Raw genomic sequence first — 16068 nt, 5'->3', positions numbered from 1 at the left:
AGAAGCGGTACGACACTACGGCCGGGTCATCCGCAGCACGTCCAGCGCCTCGTCCAGCTGCTCGACGGTGAGCCGCCCCTGTTCGACGTACCCCCGCTCCAGGACCACCTGACGGATGGTCTTCCGCTCGGCCAGCGCCTGCTTGGCGACCTTGGCCGCCTCCTCGTACCCGATGTACCGGTTCAGCGGCGTGACCACCGAGGGCGAGGACTCCGCGTACTCCCGGGCCCGTTCGACGTTGGCGGTGATGCCGTCCACCGTGCGGTCGGCGAGCAGCCGGGCGCTGTTGGCGAGTAGCCGCACCGACTCCAGCACGTTGCGGGCGATCACCGGCAGCATCACGTTGAGCTCGAAGTTCCCGCTCGCCCCGGCGACCGTGACGGTGGCGTCGTTGCCGATCACCTGGGCCGACACCATCAGCACCACCTCGGGCAGCACCGGGTTCACCTTGCCCGGCATGATCGACGAACCGGGCTGGAGGTCCGGCAGGGCGATCTCGCCGAGGCCGGTGCGCGGGCCGGAGCCCATCCACCGCAGGTCGTTCGCGATCTTGGTGAACCCGACCGCGACGGTCCGCAGCTGGCCGCTCAGCTCGACCAGGCCGTCCCGCGCGCCCTGGGCCTCGAAGTGGTCCCGGGCCTCGGTCAGCGGCAGGTCGGTGGCGCGGGCGACCTCCTCGATCACGGCCGCGGCGAACCCCGGCGGGGTGTTGATGCCGGTGCCCACCGCGGTGCCGCCGAGCGGGAGCTCGGCGACCCGGGGGAGGGTGGCCAGCAGCCGCTCCCGGCCGTGCCGGACCTGCGCCGCGTACCCGCCGAACTCCTGGCCGAGGGTGACCGGCGTGGCGTCCATCAGGTGCGTCCGGCCCGCCTTGACGACCTCCGCGAACTCCGCCGCCTTGCGCTCCAGCGCCTCCGCCAAGTGCTCCAGGGCCGGGATCAGGTCGTGGGTGACGGCGGCGGTGGCGGCGATGTGGATCGAGGACGGGAAGACGTCGTTGGACGACTGGCTGGCGTTGACGTGGTCGTTGGGGTGGACCGGCCGCCCCAGGCGCTCGCCGGCCAGGGTGGCGATCACCTCGTTGGTGTTCATGTTGGACGAGGTGCCCGAGCCGGTCTGGAACACGTCGACCGGGAACTCGGCGTCCCAGCGGCCCGCCGCCACCTCCTCGGCGGCGGAGACGATCGCGTCGGCGGTCTCCTCGTCCAGCACGCCGAGCCGGGCGTTGACCCGCGCGGCGGCGGCCTTGATCCGGGCCAGCGCGGCGATGTGCGCCCGCTCCAGGCGCTGGCCGGAGACCGGGAAGTTCTCCACCGCCCGCTGGGTCTGCGCCTGCCACTTCGCCTCGGCGGGCACCCGGACCTCGCCCATCGAGTCGTGCTCGATCCGGTACTCCCGCCGGTCCTGCTGCCGGTTCGCCTGCTCGTCGGCCATTGCGCGCCGCACCTCCTGGTCGGCCCGGGCGGGCGCCCGGCACCCCGGTCGTCGTCCGCCGGTGCGCCCGGGTGCCCGCCGCCGGGCCCTCGCTCTCGGTTCTGGGTCTCGCTGTCGATCACCACAGCCGCGCGCGGGCCCGGCGTATTTCCGCATCCGGGGACGACCTTCGGCATTCGACATTCGGCCAAGGAATGACGTCCGCCGGGCCGCCGTCCGCCGGGGGCGGTGCGGGCCGGGGTCGTGCTGGCCGGGGTCGTGCCGGACGAGGGCCGTCCCTCCCAGGGTGGCCCGGCCGCCCGCCGACCGCAGCCCGGCCCCATCTCCCGACGGCCCCCGGTGGGCGTGGGCTCAGGCCGTCGGCTTGCGCAGCTCCACCCGGACGATGCCGCCCGGCTCCTCGCCCGCCTGCCCGACCAGCGTCCCGTCCGGCGCCCAGACGCCGGAGCCGCCCGAGGTCGTCGCGAACTCGCCGCTGGCCCCCGCGCCGGTGGACATCACGCCCCACACCCCGTGCGTGACGGCCCGCTCGCGGGTGTGGCCGTCCCGTCGCTCCAGCTGCGACTCGCTGTCCCCGTACAGCGCCGAGGCGACGTACGCGTCGATCCCGAGCGCGGCGGTCCGCGCGGCGTGCCCGGGCTCGGCGACGTCGGCGCAGATCGCCAGGCCGAGCCGGAAGCCGTCCAGCTCCAGGACGGACGGCTCCTCGGCGGGCGTGAAGCGCTCGCCCTCCTGGCCGTGCAGGTGGATCTTGCGGCAGGCCAGCCCGACACCCTCGCCGCTGACGGCCAGGGTGGCGATGTACTCGCGCCGCCCGTCCGGGTCGGCCACCGGCGCGCCGACCAGCGCGACGCTGCCGGTCTCGGCGCAGGCCGCGACCAGCGGCGCGAGCCGGGCGTCGTCGACGGTGAGGGCGGGCGCCGCCAGGTCGTAGCCGGTGAGCGAGAACTCGGGGAAGACCACCAGCCGGGCCCCGGCCGCGCGGACGGTGGCGGCGTGCCGCTCGACGTTGACGGTGACGGTGTCGGGCCGCCCCGACTCGAAGCAGGCGGGCTGGGCGACGGCGACGGTCAGGGGCGCGGGCACGGTGAGGGCCTCCGAGGGGGTAGGTCGAGCCGATCAGGGGTGGCGATCACGATCAACCTATGAGCTGACCAAGAATCCGGGCAAGGTTCATACGTTCGAGTGAAGAGCAATAATCCGGCTCCACAACCGGAACGCCCGCTTCATAGGCTGACCCCGGTTCGGGGGAGAAGAACCGGACGACCGGACACAAGGGGCGGGCATGACGGCGGCAACGGAACGCGACGACAACCACGACGACAACCACCAGGACGACAGGGGCCTCAGCCGGCGCCGCCTCCTCGGCGCCTCCGCCGCGCTCGGCGCCGCCGCCTGGCTGCTGCGCGGAACCGTCGGCCCGGACAGCGCCCAGGCCGCCGCCCCGGTCCCGCCCGGCCTGCCCGCCGGCACCGAGCTCTACCAGCGCGTCTACCAGAACTGGTCCGGCGAGGTCCGCACCGACCAGCTCTGGACCTGCGCCCCGCGCACCCCCGAGGAACTGCCCGCGCTCGCCGACTGGGCCCGCGCCCGCGGCTGGCGCCTGCGCGCCCAGGGCTACCGCCACACCTGGGCGCCGCTCACCGTCGCCGACGGCACCCCCGAGGCGGCCCGGGTCCTGCTGCTGGACACCACCCGCCACCTCACCGCGATCAGCGCCGACGGCGCCACCAGCGTCCGGGTCCAGACCGGCGCCACCATGGAGGCGCTGCTGGCCCACCTGGCCGGGCGCGGCCTCGGCCTCACCGCCGTCCCCGCCCCCGGCGAACTCACCGTCGGCGGCGTGCTCGCGATCGGCGGCCACGGCACCGCCGTCCCCGCCGCCGGCGAGCTGCGGCCCGACGGGCACGGCTACGGCTCGGTCAGCAACCAGGTCACCCGGCTGACCGCCGTCGTCCTCGACCCGGCCACCGACCGGTACGTGCTGCGCACCTTCGACCGCGCCGAGGCGGACAGCGCCGCCTTCCTGGTCCACCTCGGCCGGGCGTTCCTCACCGAGGTGGTGCTCCGGGCCGGCTCCGACCGGCCGCTGCGCTGCGTCAGCCGCCTGGACATCCCGGCGACCGAACTCTTCGCCCGCCCGAGCGCGTCCGGCTCCTCCGGCGGTTCCTCGTCCGACGGCTCCGGTGGCCTGCTCGGCGGCCTGGTGGGCGGGTTGCTCGGCGGCGCCACCGGACCGCGCACCTTCGCCGAGTTCGTCGAACGCGACGGCCGCGCCGAGGCGATCTGGTTCGCCTACACCGACCGGCCCTGGCTGAAGACCTGGAGCGTCGCGCCGACCCGCCCGCTCGGCTCCCGCGCCGTCGACGAGCCCTACAACTACCCCTTCTCCGACTCGATCCCGGAGCCGGTCGCCCGACTGGCCGGCGACATCGTCGGCGGCGCCTGGGGATCGGCCCCGCTCTTCGGCCAACTCCAGTACCTGATCGCCAAGGTGGCGCTCACCGGCGACATCACCGACGTCCTGCTCTCCGGCGGGCTGATCCGCGACCTGCTCAACGGCGAGGTGCTCACCCACCTGCTGGCCGGCGGTCTGCGCTCCGACCTCTGGGGCCCCTCCCGCACCCTGCTCCAGTACGTCCGCCCCACCACCCTGCGGGTCACCGCCAACGGCTACGCGATCCTCGCCCGGCGTGCCGACCTCCAGTGGGTGGTGGCCGAATTCGCCGACCAGTACCGGACGTTGCTCGACGCCTACCGGGCGCGCGGCGAGTTCCCGGTGAACGGCGCGGTGGAGATCCGGGCCACCGGCCTGGACGACCCGGCCTGGTCCGGGGTGCCCGGCGCCCGGCCGCCGCTGCTCTCCGCGCTGCGCCCGCGCCCGGACCGTCCCGAGTGGGACACCGCCGTCTGGCTCGACGTGCTCGGCTTCCCCGGCACGCCCGGGCTGCACCGCTTCGGCCGCGACCTCGAACGCGCCCTGCTGCGCTCCTTCGACGGCACCCGGGCGGGCCTGCGCGTCGAGTGGTCCAAGGGCTGGGCCTACACCGAGGACGCGGCCTGGGCCGACGCCGACGTGCTGGACCGGGTCATCCCGGCCAGCCACCGGGACGGCGGCGGGCCCGGCTGGGACGAGGCGATCGCCGTCCTGGACCGCCACGACCCGTACCGGGTGTTCGGGAACCCGTTCCTGGACCGCCTGCTGAAGTCCTAGGCACCGCCGGAAGCACCGCCGGAAGCACCGGCAGTGCCGGAAGCGTCGGCAGTACCAGGAACGCCGGAACCGCCGACCGCCTGGGGAACGCTCAGGCGGTCGGCGCCGTCGGCAGCGCCTTGTAGTAGACGGTGGTCGCGTGCGGCCGTCCGGCCGGGTCGGTCGCGTAGTCCGGCACCGTGCCGACCCGGGTCCAGCCCGCCGACGCGTAGAGGCGCTCGGCGGGGCTGTCCGTCTCGGTGTCCAGCACCAGGGTCCGGATCCCGCGTCCGACGGCCGCCGACTCCAGCGCCGCGAGCAGCCGGCCGGCGAGGCCGCGGCCCCGGTCGGCCCGATGCACCATCAGCTTGGCCACCTCCGCCCGGTGCCGGCCGTTGGCCGGGGTGGCCGGACGCAGCTGCACCGTCCCGGCGACCCGTTCGCCCGCGTGCTCGCCCGGGCCCGCGTCCTCGCCCGGGCCCGCGTCCTCACCCGAGCCCGTATCGGCTCCCAAGCCCCCGTCGGCGCGGGCGACCCAGAGCAGCAGCCGCCCCGCCTCGACGTCCGGCGCCAGCGCCCGCCACCAGGCGGCCGCCTCCGCGCGGTCGAGCGGGCCGAGGAAGCCGAGCGAGGAGCCGCCGTCCACCGTGTCCGCGAGCAGCTCGCCCAGCGGCTCCGCCGAGTCGCGCAGTTCCTCCGCGGTCAGCGGCCGGATTGTGTACATGCTCACTCCCTCGTCTGCGCCCGCCACAAGAGCGGGCCGGTGCGGAATACTCGCCGGTACCCGAGGCCGCGACCGGTACTCGCCGCGCCGAGACTACAAGGAGCTTCAATGGCGAAGCCGACCAGGATCGACCCCGCCGACCTGCTCGCCGTCGGTGACCTGCTCACCGACGAGGAGCGGCTGATCCGCGACACCGTCCGCCGGTTCGCCGACGAGCGGATCCGCCCGCACATCGGCGACTGGTTCGAGCGCGGCGTCTTCCCGGCCCGCGAACTCGCCCCCGAGCTCGGCGCCCTCGGCGTGCTCGGCATGCACCTCGACGGCTACGGCTGCGCCGGCTCCAGCGCCGTCGCCTACGGGGTCGCCTGCATGGAACTGGAGGCCGCCGACTCCGGGCTGCGCAGCTTCGTCTCCGTCCAGGGCTCGCTGGCCATGCGCGCCATCCACGCCTACGGCTCGGAGGAGCAGAAGCAGCGCTGGCTGCCCGGCCTCGCCGCTGGCGAACTGATCGGCTGCTTCGCCCTCACCGAGCCGGACTTCGGCTCCGACCCGGCCAACATGCGCACCCGCGCCCGCCGCAAGGGCGCCGGCGAGGGCGCGGACTGGGTGCTCTCCGGCTCCAAGATGTGGATCACCAACGGCAGTATCTCCGACGTCGCCGTCGTCTGGGCGCAGACCGAGGACGGTGTCCGCGGCTTCCTGGTCGAGCCCGGCATGCCCGGCTTCACCGCCACCGACGTGCACGGCAAGCTGTCCCTGCGCGCCTCGGTGACCAGCGAGCTGGCCTTCGACGAGGTCGTCCTGCCCGCCGACGCCGTCCTGCCGGGCGTCACCGGCCTGCGCGGACCGCTCTCCTCCCTCAACGAGGCCCGCTACGGCATCCTCTGGGGCACCGTCGGCGCCGCCCGGGACTGCTACACCGCCGCCCTCGACTACGCGAAGAGCCGGATCCAGTTCGACCGCCCGATCGCCGGGTTTCAGCTGACCCAGCAGAAGCTCGTCGAGATGATGCTGGAGGTGGAGAAGTCCTACCTGGTCGCCCTGCGGATCGGCCGGCTCAAGGACGAGGGCGCGGCCCGCCCGGCCCACGTCAGCTTCGGCAAGCTCAACAACGTCCGCGCCGCGCTGGAGATCGCCCGCAGCGCCCGCACCGTGCTCGGCGCCAACGGCATCACCACCGAGTACCCGGTCCTGCGGCACGCCAACAACCTGGAGTCGGTGCTCACCTACGAGGGCACCAGCGAGATCCACACCCTCGTCCTCGGCGAGGCCATCACCGGCGAGTCCGCATACCGCTGATCCTCACGCCGTTGAAAACGGCTCGCCGTACGGGCCGTTCATGGCTAGCTTCAGTGACCATGAACGGCCCGACGACACCGCCCACGACCGCTCCGTCCGCCGCGACCACGGCGACCACGGTGACCACGACGATCGCCGCGACCACGGCGACCACCGCGACCACGGCGAGCACCGCGACCACGACGCTCTGGCGTCCCACCGGCCCGAAGGAGCTGGCCCTGGTCGAGGCGGCCGACTGGCGTGCCTGGCCGCCGCGTCTGCCCGATCAGCCGATCTTCTACCCGGTGCTGAACGAGGACTACGCGATCCGCATCGCCCGCGACTGGAACGTCCCCGCCTCCGGCGCCGGCTACGTCACCCGCTTCGAGGTCGAGACCGCCTTCCTCGCCCGCTACCCCGTCCGGCAGGCCGGCGGCCGCACCATCCTCGAACTCTGGGTCCCCGCCGAGGAGCTCCCCGAGTTCAACCGCCACCTCGTCGGCCGCATCGAGGTCACCCACGAGTTCCGCCCCCAGCGCTGACCCAGGCCCGCCACCATGAACCCCGTCCTCCTCACCTCCGCCCAGGACACCAGCACCACCCGGCTCCTCGCCGAGGCGGCCGGTGCCCGGGGGCTGGACACCGTCGTGCTCGCCCGGGGCGTCCCGGCCGGCGCGGACACCGTCGACCGGCTGGCCGGCCGACCCGTCCACTGGTACGGCGGGCCGCTGGCGGCCGCCCGGATCGCCGACCGGCTCGGCCTGGCCCTGCTCGAACCGGCCGACGACTGGCTCCCCGGGCTGCCGGAGGAGTTCACCGGCCGCCGGATCGAACTGACCACGCTCGCCGAGGCGTGGACGCTGCGCCGCCCGGCCTTCGTCAAGCCGCCCGCCGACAAGTCCCTGCCGCCGGCGGTCTACGCCGACGGCAGCCGCCTGCCGCGGACCGGCGAGCGGCTCGGCCCGGACACCCCCGTGCTGGTCAGCGACCCGGTGACGTTCGGCGCGGAGTACCGGCTCTTCGTCCTCGACGGTGCCGTGCGCACCGGCAGCCGCTACGCCCGGTTCGGCCGGCTCGACCCGGGACCGGTCACCACCGAGGCCGTCGCCTTCGCGAACCGGCTGCTCGCGGCCGTCGGCCCGAGCCTGCCGAGCGCCGTCGCGCTCGACGTCGGGACCCTGCTCGACCCGTACGACCCGGCCGAGCGCTGGGCCGTGGTGGAGGCCAACCTGCCGTGGTTCGCCCACTGCTACGCCGCCGATCCGGGGCGCGTCCTCGATGTGGTGCTCCGGGCAGCGGGCCCGGTGGACTCGCTGCGGCCCCGGGACCGCCGGTTCGTCCGGGGCGGGAGCGCCGCGGGCTGACGGCGCGAGGCGGTCAGCGGGTCAGCGGGCCTGCGGGGTGGTCCAGGGGAAGGGGGCGAGGTCGGGGGCGGTCCAGGTGGCGCGGGCCTGGGGGGTGGCGAGGGTCTCCGGGCGGTAGTGGCGGGTGAGCAGGTCCTTGTCGAGCAGCTCGGCGTGCCGGGCGGCGAAGGCGGCGAAGTCCGGCAGCTCCGGTCCGGCGTCGTGGTGGGCGACCAGTTCGACCCAGGCCCGGGTGAGCGTGACGTGGTACTTCTGCGGCGCGCCGGCGGCGGTGGCGACGCGTCGGATGCCGTCGCCGACGAGGGCGAGGGCCGCGGGCATGCCGACCCGGCGGATCGCCAGCCAGGTCAGGTGGACGTGCTCGCGGTGGCCGAAGCCGCCGCCGCCCGCCCGGACCTCGGCCATCAGCTCGTCGAAGACGGCGGCGTCGGGAGCGTCCGGGGCATCGGGGGTGTCAGGGGTGTCAGGGGTGGTGTCGATCATGAGGGCTCCTCCGCGAGGGCGCGCAGAACGGTGTGGAAGCCGGCCAGGGCCTCCTCGGGCAGGTGGGCGAGTGCCCGGGACTCCAGGCCGGCCAGGGTCCGCCGGATCGTTTCGGCGGCCACCCGGCCGGACGCGGTCAGCTCGATCACCACGACCCGCCGGTCGGTCGGACGGGCGCCGCGGGTGATGTGGCCGCGCCGTTCCAGCCGGTCCAGCACGCTGGTGAGGGTGGTCGGACGGGTGCCGGCGGCGGAGCCGAGCTCGGAGACGGTCCGGCTGTGGCCGTCGGCCAGGATCGCGAGCGCGTTGGTCTCGGAGGGGGTCAGATCGAGCCCGGCCAGCTCGGCCGCGAGGACCTGCAGCGTCACGTGGGTGGCGCGCTGCAGCGCGAGGATCGCCGAGCCCGGGGGCGGCGGTTCGAGGGATGAAGTCACGTAATCGGAATATACGAAATCGTAGGACCGGTGGCAAACCGTCCTCGGAGTCACTCTCGCGTCGCTTCCCGGCCCGCTCCGAGCCCGCCGGACGCCGTCCGGACACCCTCCGTTACCGGTCACGAAACCTGGCGGTCCGGTGGACGGTGAAGCATGGCGCGGTCGCCGGGAGCCCCGCCGCGGGCCCGGCCGACGCCCGCACCGCGAAAGGAACCGCCCCACCATGTCCATACCGCCGCCGCCTCGCCCCCGGGTCCTCGTCGTCGGGATCGACGGCGTCCGGTACGACCTGCTGGACCAGGTCCCGATGCCGAGGCTCGCGGAGGTCGCCGACGCCGGGTTCCTGGCCCCCGTCACGGTGGCGGAGGGCACGCCCACCATGTCCGGCCCCTGCTGGACCACCATCGTCACCGGCGTCGAACCCGCCAAGCACGGCGTCTGGGGCAACCACCTGGGCGGCAACCGCCTCGACGTCTTCCCCGACTTCACCACCCGACTGGCCCGCGGCGACCGCCGCCGCACCTTCGTCGCGGCCGGCTGGGACCCGCTGGTGATCGGCGAGTCCGGCGGACCGCTGTTCCGCGCGCCGGGCCGGCTCTGCTACGTCGCCCCCGCCGAGGACACCCCCGAGGCCTGGGAGGCCGTCGACGAGGAGGTCACCCGCGAGGCCGTCGACGTGCTGCGCGGCGCCGACCCGGAAGCGTCCTTCGTCTACCTCGGGGCCGTCGACGAGACCGCCCACTTCCTCGGCTGCGGCGAGGAGTACCGGGCCTCGATGCGCACCGCCGACGAGCGGCTCGGCCGGCTCCTCGACGCCGTCCGCGCCCGGCCCGGCCGCGCCGAGGAGGCGTGGACGGTCATCGTCGTCACCGACCACGGCCACGTCGACGCCGGCGGCCACGGCGGCCGCACCACCGAGGAGCGCACCGCCTGGGTCGCCTGCGCCGGCCCCGGCATCCCCGCCGCCCCGCCCACCGGGGAGATCCGCCACCCCGACGTCGCGGCCCAGGTCTACGCGTCCCTCGGCCGACCGATCGACCCGCACTGGACCCTGGACGGCCGCCCCTTCCCGGTGGCCGCCGCCGTGCCGGTCGCGGTGCCGGTCGCCGCGGCGGTCGCAGTGCCGGTCGCGGGCTGAGGGCGACGACGGCGTCCGGCAACCGGGTGGCCCGTGCACCCGGCCGGCCCCCGGCGGCCCGGACCGGGCTGCGCCCCGCCCCGGCCTGGGTCAGGCTCGACCGGGGCGAACCGTGCGGGGCGAGCCGTGCGGGTGGGCCGTGAGGGGCGAACCGAGTCGGGTGAACCACAGGCCCGCCGGGCGCGTGTACGTCTCAAGGTGGAGGACCTACCCCCTAAGGATGGCGGAAAGGTCACGACCTGTTGGTGACGCCCCGGCAGTACGGCACGGACCAGGATGGAACCACGACCTGAGGGCGGACCCCGGAACCACGGGACCGCAGGACGGGTCGGAAGCAGTGACAGTGCACGGCGGCAGCGGCAACGGCGAAAGCACGGCAGCGGCGGCACGGCAACGACAGCGCATCGGAGAGGGCAGACGGTCATGAACGGCATCGTGGGCAAGGTCGTACTCGGAGTGGCGGGCACCGGCATGGCCGTCGCCGTCGCCGCCGTGGCGGTCGGGCCGAGGGTCGCCGACTGGTACGACGGCCGGCACCAGGAGCAGTCCAGCTACTCCAGCGGCGGCGAGGCCAAGGCCGACCGCCGCTCGATGCCGACCTGGCTGCCCGACAACGCCTCGTCCGTCCGCTACCTGATGTCCACCACCGGCGACGACCGCCTGCTGCGCGCCACCCTCCCGGAGGGCCGACTGCCCGCCGGGTGCAAGACCGGCGAGGTCGGCAAGGGGACCCACCCGGTGCCGGTCACCCTCAAGGCGGGCTGGTTCCCGGAGGGCGTCACTTCGAAGATCACCGGCTCCTGCGGGCACTACAACGTCACCCTGACCGGCAACCAGCTCTACGCGTGGCAGGACGGCGCCGCCGTCCAGGCCGCCCTCCGGGCCGGGCAGCCCACGCGCTGACCGGCGGCGGGTGACCGTTCCGACGGCCGGTCCGATGGCAGGTGAGGGGGCGGGAATGGGCCGCGCGGCCCCACCCGACTGTCGGCGGACCGGGCCGCTGGGGTAGGACGGAGCGAGCACGACCTCCGTGCCCGTTCCGAGAGGAGCCCCATGCCTGGTCCGACCGCCGGCCCCGCCGGTGACACGTCGACCGCCCCCTCCACCCCCACCAGCTCGGCCGACGCCGGTCCCGGTACCGGCACCGCCGGCGGCTCGGGCTCCGGCCGCGCCACGGTCGCCGTCCTCGGCGGGCTGGTCGCCCTCGGCCCGCTCACCACCGACCTCTACCTGCCCGGCCTGCCCGCGATCGCCGAGGACCTCGCGGCCGAACCGGCCGCCGTCCAGCTCACTCTCACCTTCTCGATGTTCGGCGTCGCCGTCGGCCAGCTGATCTTCGGGCCGCTGAGCGACCGCTTCGGGCGCCGCCCGCCGCTGCTCGGCGGACTCGTCGTCTACACCCTCGCCAGCGTCCTGTGCGTGATCGCGCCCAACCTGCCCGTCCTGGTCGCCGGACGGTTCGTCCAGGGCGCGGCGGGCGCCGCCGGACTGGTCATCGGCCGTGCCGTCGCCCGGGACCGCTTCGAGGGCGTCGCGATGATCCGCTTCCTCGCCTCGATCACCCTGATATCCGGCCTCGCGCCGATCCTGGCCCCGCTGTTCGGCGCGCAGCTGCTCCGCGTCACCTCCTGGCGCGGGACGCTCGGCTCCCTCGCCGCGCTCGGGCTGCTGCTCACCCTGGTCGCCTACGGCGCGCTGCGCGAGACGCTCCCGCCCACCGCGCGGCACGGCGGCGGCCTGGTCACCACGCTGCGCACGATGGGCGGGCTCCTGCGCGAGCTGCCCTTCCTCGGGCTGGTGCTGACCAGCACCTTCTCCTTCGGCGCGCTGTTCGGCTACATCAGCGGCTCCTCGGTGGTGCTCCAGCACGTCTACCACGTCTCGCCGCAGACCTACAGCCTGCTGTTCGGCCTCAACTCGATCGCGATCGTCGGCATGACCCAGCTGAACGGCCGGGTCCTCGCCCCGCGCTTCACCGCCGGAGCGCTGATGACGGCGGGCCTCGGGGTGGCGATCGCCGCCGGGACGTCCCTGGTGCTCTTCACCGTCGTCTGGGACCTCGGGCTGGTCGCCGTCTGCGCCTCGCTGTTCGTGCTGATGGGCAGTCTCGGCATCGTCCTGCCGAACTCGGCCGCCCGCGCGCTGAGCATGGTCGCGCCGCAGTCCGCCGGCTCCGCCTCCGCGCTGCTCGGCACCGGCAACTTCCTCTGCGGCGCCGTCGTCGCCCCGCTCAGCAGCCTGGGCGGCAGCCCGTCGGCGATCCTGCTCGCGATCGTCGTCCTGAGCTGCGCTGTGCTCGCCGCCGCGTCCTACCTCGCGCTGTGCCCGCCGTGGCGGACCACCCCGGCCGACGCCCCGGAGCCGGCCGCCGCCTGATCCGGCCCGCGGGTCGTCGGCCCGCGCACCACCGGCCCGCACGCCCGCACGCCACCGGGGTGCCGCGACACGTGTCGCGGCACCCCGGCGGGTGTGGGAGGAGCGGGAGCGGCTGACGATTGACAGCTGACGATATCTGTTAGCTGTCAACTGTCATCCGTCAGCTGAAATCTGTCAGCTGTCAGTTGTCAGCCGCCGACTGTCATCGGCCATCGTCAGGCGATGGAGAAGTCGTCGCCGAAGACGGTGCCCTGGCCGTACCAGCCGTGCAGGTACACCGTCACCGTGCCGGAGGCGCCGGTGGTGAACGGGACGGTGAGCTTGGTCCAGCCGGAGGCGTTGGTCCAGGCGGAGCCGGTGGCGCCGCCGCTCACGCCGACGTACGCGTAGCTGCCCTGGACCCAGCCGGTCAGCGTGTACGCCTTGTTGGGCGCCAGCGTGACGGTCTGGGCGCACTGGCCGGTCTGCGCCGGGCCGGCCGCCGCCTGGAGCGCGTACGAGCCGGAGTGGACCGGGGTGCTCACCACGGCGCCGCCGCTCTGGCAGGTCCACGGACCCAGGCTGCCGGTCTCCAGGCCGCCGTTCACCAGACCGCCCGGCGGCGTGACACCCGTGACGGTCAGCGCGTAGCTGCCGGTGTGGGTGCCGGACGGGGCGGTGCCGGTGATGGTGAGCGGGTAGGTGCCCGGCGTGGTGGCCGCGGTGGTGGTGATGTTGAGGGTGGCGGGGGAGCCGGCGGTGACGCTGCCCGGGGTGACCGTGGCGGTCACGCCGGTCGGCGCGCCGGTGACGGTCAGATTGATGTTCTGGGCGGAGCCGGCGATCACCGCGGTGGAGATGGTCGCGCTGGTCGACGAACCGGCCGCCACCGTGCCGGAGTTGGGGTTGACGACGATCGAGAAGTCGTTGCCCGGCTGAGTGCTCGTCACCTTCAGCGTGTAGGTGCTGGTGTGGGTGCCCGAGGTGCCGGTGCCGGTGATGGTGAGCGGGTAGGTACCGGCGGCGGTCGCCGCGGTGGTGGTGATGTTGAGGGTGGCGGGGGAGCCGGCGGTGACGCTGCCCGGGGTGACCGTGGCGGTCACGCCGGCCGGTGCGCCGGCGACGGTGAGGTTGACGTTCTGGGCGGAGCCCGAGGTCACGGCGGTGGAGATGGTCGCGCTGGTCGACGAACCAGCGGCAACCGTGCCGGAGTTGGGACTGACCCCGACCGAGAAGTCGTTGCCCGGCTGGGTGTTGCTGGTGAACGGCGCGAAGATCTTGGTGAAGTCCCAGGTGTTCTGGGCGATCCCGGAGCAGTCGTCCCGCGCGGTGGAACCGGGGCAGCCGCCGTTGTCGCGCTGCAGCGCCCAGAAGGACAGCGTGTTGATCCCCTTCGCCACCGCCCAGTTGTAGACGGTGGTCGCGTTGGCGAGCGTGAAGGTCTCGGCCGGGCCGAAGTCGTCGACGCCGATCATCTCGATGATGCCGATCGAACCCCACAGCTGGGCGGGGGTCTTGCCCGGGTACAGCTTGGCCAGCTGGTTGTAGAGGCCGTTCGCCGCCGTCTGGGTGTCGGCGGCCATGTCGTGGGCCTGGTTGTCGTAGTAGTCGAACGTCATCATGTTGACGACGTCGATCTTGGCGTTGTTGGTGACGGCGTTCTTCAGCACCGCGAGCCCGCTGGCGGCGAGGCCGGTGGGCGTGGTCGGCAGGGTGTAGGAGAACTGGATCTGCCGGCCGTTGGCGGCGGCCCAGTCCTGGACCAGCTTGATCGCCTTGTTGCGGCGGTCGATGCCGGCGGTGTTGTTCAGCGAGTTGTCCTCGATGTCGAGGTCGATCCGGCTGATCTCGTACGTGGTGATGAGGTTCTCGAACGCGGCGGCGATCTGGTTGACGTCGGTGCAGCTGTCGGCCAGTTCGGTGCCGGTGTTGTCGGCGGTGTAGCCGCCGAACGACGGGATCACGTCGCCGCCGTTGGCGCGGATGGTGGCGAAGTCCGCGCCGAACGAGGACTGGGCGACCGGCAGTGAGGTGTCGCCGTTCCAGTACGGCGTGCAGGAGCCCTTGGAGGCGGCCTGCAGGAACGCCATCGTCAGGTGCTTGGCACCGGACTGGGCGGCCAGTGTGGCGGGGCTCTGGCCGACCCAGGCCTCGAAGTAGGGGGCGAACACCCGGGTCGGCAGCGGCGTGGCCGCGGTGCCGGCGGTGGTGACGGTGGCCGTGGGGGTGGCGGGCGTCGCGCCGGCGGTGGCGGAGCCGGCGACCAGGCCGGCCGAGGCGGCGAGCGTGACGCAGGCCGTCACGGCGGCCTGGATCGTTCTGCGTAGACGCATGGTTTCTCCAACAGACGTGGTGGGGCTGGGCGTTGGTGAAGCGTGCGGAACAGCGCGGGGGAGCCGGGGAACTGTGGATCCGTACGGCGGGACGGTGGCGCGGGGGGTGTGCGGCCCCCGGGCTCGTGGCACGGCGAACGGCGGTGCGCTGGCGCGTGAACGCGGGCACGCCGTGACGGGGCCTGGGGGCGGAGCTGAGCTGGGCAGGGCAGAGCTGTGCCTCAGCCGCCGGTGGTCACACCCCCACAGTGCATCCCGGTCGGATCGACATGCATATGGTTGGACTAGACCAGTCGTCTGTCAAGGGTCCTAACAGTTCGTCGGCGGAGCACGGAGGTTGGCTGGAGGATTGTCCTCCGTTGAACAATCCGGTTGTGGTGGGCATGGCCGCTCCGACATCATCGGAGTCATGCGAGACCTCTACTGGAAGCTCGACGCGAAGGGCGGCTGCCGCCCGCAAGGGTGAGCACCCCGCACGCCGCCGCCGACCGGCGGCCGGAACGCGCGCCACCCACACGGCGATGGTGGCGACGCGGATCCCCGGAACCTCGTTGTGGCGCCTGCCTCGCGCGCGGGCGTCATCCACCTGCACTACGCCTTCGAGGGCTGTGCGCCCAACCGCGCGCTCAACCCCGTGCCCAACCGCGCGCCCCGCACGTCCACGCCTGCCGACGCGAGCCCACGCGCTCCCGTGCCCGTGAGTCCCGCACGCCCAGATCTCTGAACGTCCGCCGACCGGTGCGGCGTCATGCCCCTACATCCGCGAACCCTCAGGAGGGGAGGTCATCATGTTCTTCATCTCGTCCGATGAGAAGGACACCGCCTGGAGCCTGGTCTGAGCCCAGCGGTCTGTGCCGTGGCCGCGCGGTGGTCATCGCGCGCGGCCACGGCCGGCCCGGCGCTCAGGACACCGGGCCATTCGGGGGCCCACCTGACCGGCTCAGGCCGGCGGGCAGAGGGTGGTGCGCAGCGCGTCGAGGATCTTCTCCGCCTTCTCGGTTCCGAAACCCTGCGGGTGGTCGGGGGCGGTGAAGCGCTGGTTGGCCAGTTCGACCAACTTGGCGCGGTCCTTGGGGAACTGGTACATCGACTGGCACTGGTTCCGGGCCCGGTCGATCGCCTGGTCCGGCTTTCCGCCGACGATCGCGGGATCGATCGCGTCCAGCGCGCCGATCAGCAGCGCGGTGACGTCGGCGGCGGGCTTGCTGGGCAGTCCGGCGCCGGCGGGCGGCGCCGGCTTCGGCGCGGCCTGGGTGGCCGGGGCGTCGGGCGCGTCGGTGCCGGCCGAGGGGGACGACCGGCACCGCGCCCACCCCGGGCGCCCCGGCCTCC

The 16068-nt window shown here is 74.0% G+C and carries 14 protein-coding genes; 7 read left to right on the top strand and 7 right to left on the bottom strand.

From position 1 onward, the window contains the following. Positions 1-15: 15 nt before the first annotated feature. Positions 16-1434 (bottom strand): class II fumarate hydratase, encoded by a 1419-nt coding sequence (locus AB0N76_RS28030; RefSeq protein ID WP_363561650.1) that lies wholly within the window; start codon positions 1432-1434, stop codon positions 16-18. A 351-nt stretch (positions 1435-1785) separates the two neighbouring features. Then, complete coding sequence (locus AB0N76_RS28025; protein ID WP_363561648.1) at positions 1786-2520, bottom strand: carbon-nitrogen hydrolase family protein; 735 nt, start codon at positions 2518-2520, stop codon at positions 1786-1788. 199 nt (positions 2521-2719) lie between these two features. Between AB0N76_RS28025 and AB0N76_RS28020 the strand changes: the two genes are divergently transcribed. Continuing rightward, complete coding sequence (locus tag AB0N76_RS28020) at positions 2720-4648, top strand: cholesterol oxidase substrate-binding domain-containing protein (RefSeq protein WP_363561646.1); 1929 nt, start codon at positions 2720-2722, stop codon at positions 4646-4648. 91 nt (positions 4649-4739) lie between these two features. Here AB0N76_RS28020 and AB0N76_RS28015 read toward each other — a convergent pair whose 3' ends face one another. Further along, entirely contained in the window at positions 4740-5351 is a 612-nt protein-coding gene (locus tag AB0N76_RS28015) for a GNAT family N-acetyltransferase (RefSeq protein ID WP_363561644.1), read from the bottom strand. A gap of 108 nt (positions 5352-5459) precedes the next feature. Between AB0N76_RS28015 and AB0N76_RS28010 the strand changes: the two genes are divergently transcribed. The 3 genes from AB0N76_RS28010 (at position 5460) to AB0N76_RS28000 (ending at position 7993) form a co-directional block, all read left to right on the top strand. Further along, on the top strand, positions 5460-6650 hold the full coding sequence (locus AB0N76_RS28010) for an acyl-CoA dehydrogenase family protein (RefSeq protein WP_363561642.1): 1191 nt from the start codon (positions 5460-5462) through the stop codon (positions 6648-6650). A 131-nt stretch (positions 6651-6781) separates the two neighbouring features. Next, the gene (locus tag AB0N76_RS28005) at positions 6782-7171 is read left to right on the top strand and encodes an ADP-ribosylation/crystallin J1 (protein ID WP_363561694.1); all 390 of its coding nucleotides are present in this window, start codon (positions 6782-6784) and stop codon (positions 7169-7171) included. Positions 7172-7186: 15 nt separating this feature from the next. Further along, the gene (locus tag AB0N76_RS28000; protein ID WP_363561640.1) at positions 7187-7993 is read left to right on the top strand and encodes an ATP-grasp domain-containing protein; all 807 of its coding nucleotides are present in this window, start codon (positions 7187-7189) and stop codon (positions 7991-7993) included. A 21-nt stretch (positions 7994-8014) separates the two neighbouring features. Here the strand turns inward: AB0N76_RS28000 and AB0N76_RS27995 are convergent, their stop codons facing one another. Both AB0N76_RS27995 and AB0N76_RS27990 read right to left on the bottom strand, forming a co-directional pair. Next, on the bottom strand, positions 8015-8476 hold the full coding sequence (locus AB0N76_RS27995; protein WP_363561638.1) for a hypothetical protein: 462 nt from the start codon (positions 8474-8476) through the stop codon (positions 8015-8017). After that, positions 8473-8910 (bottom strand): MarR family transcriptional regulator, encoded by a 438-nt coding sequence (locus AB0N76_RS27990; protein WP_363561636.1) that lies wholly within the window; start codon positions 8908-8910, stop codon positions 8473-8475. Before AB0N76_RS27990 ends, AB0N76_RS27995 begins: the two co-directional genes overlap by 4 nt. A 223-nt stretch (positions 8911-9133) precedes the next feature. On the opposite strand from AB0N76_RS27990, the gene AB0N76_RS27985 reads away from it, so the two are divergent. From AB0N76_RS27985 to AB0N76_RS27975, 3 genes are all read left to right on the top strand, one after another. Beyond that, entirely contained in the window at positions 9134-10048 is a 915-nt protein-coding gene (locus AB0N76_RS27985; protein ID WP_363561634.1) for an alkaline phosphatase family protein, read from the top strand. Positions 10049-10471: 423 nt separating this feature from the next. Next, positions 10472-10951, top strand: a complete 480-nt coding sequence (locus tag AB0N76_RS27980) for a hypothetical protein (RefSeq protein WP_363561632.1) — start codon at positions 10472-10474, stop codon at positions 10949-10951. A 150-nt stretch (positions 10952-11101) separates the two neighbouring features. Next, complete coding sequence (locus AB0N76_RS27975; protein ID WP_363561630.1) at positions 11102-12424, top strand: multidrug effflux MFS transporter; 1323 nt, start codon at positions 11102-11104, stop codon at positions 12422-12424. Positions 12425-12639: 215 nt separating this feature from the next. Here the strand turns inward: AB0N76_RS27975 and AB0N76_RS27970 are convergent, their stop codons facing one another. Continuing rightward, the gene (locus AB0N76_RS27970; protein ID WP_363561628.1) at positions 12640-14736 is read right to left on the bottom strand and encodes a glycosyl hydrolase family 18 protein; all 2097 of its coding nucleotides are present in this window, start codon (positions 14734-14736) and stop codon (positions 12640-12642) included. 940 nt (positions 14737-15676) lie between these two features. Further along, the coding region (locus AB0N76_RS27965) for a hypothetical protein (protein ID WP_363561626.1) at positions 15677-16068 on the bottom strand (392 nt) is incomplete at its 5' end.

It is taken from the genome of Kitasatospora sp. NPDC093806 (assembly GCF_040683335.1).
Taxonomy (GTDB): Bacteria; Actinomycetota; Actinomycetes; order Streptomycetales; family Streptomycetaceae; genus Kitasatospora.
Note: the sequence above shows the minus strand (reverse complement) of the source record. Positions and strands in the feature narration are given on the sequence as shown.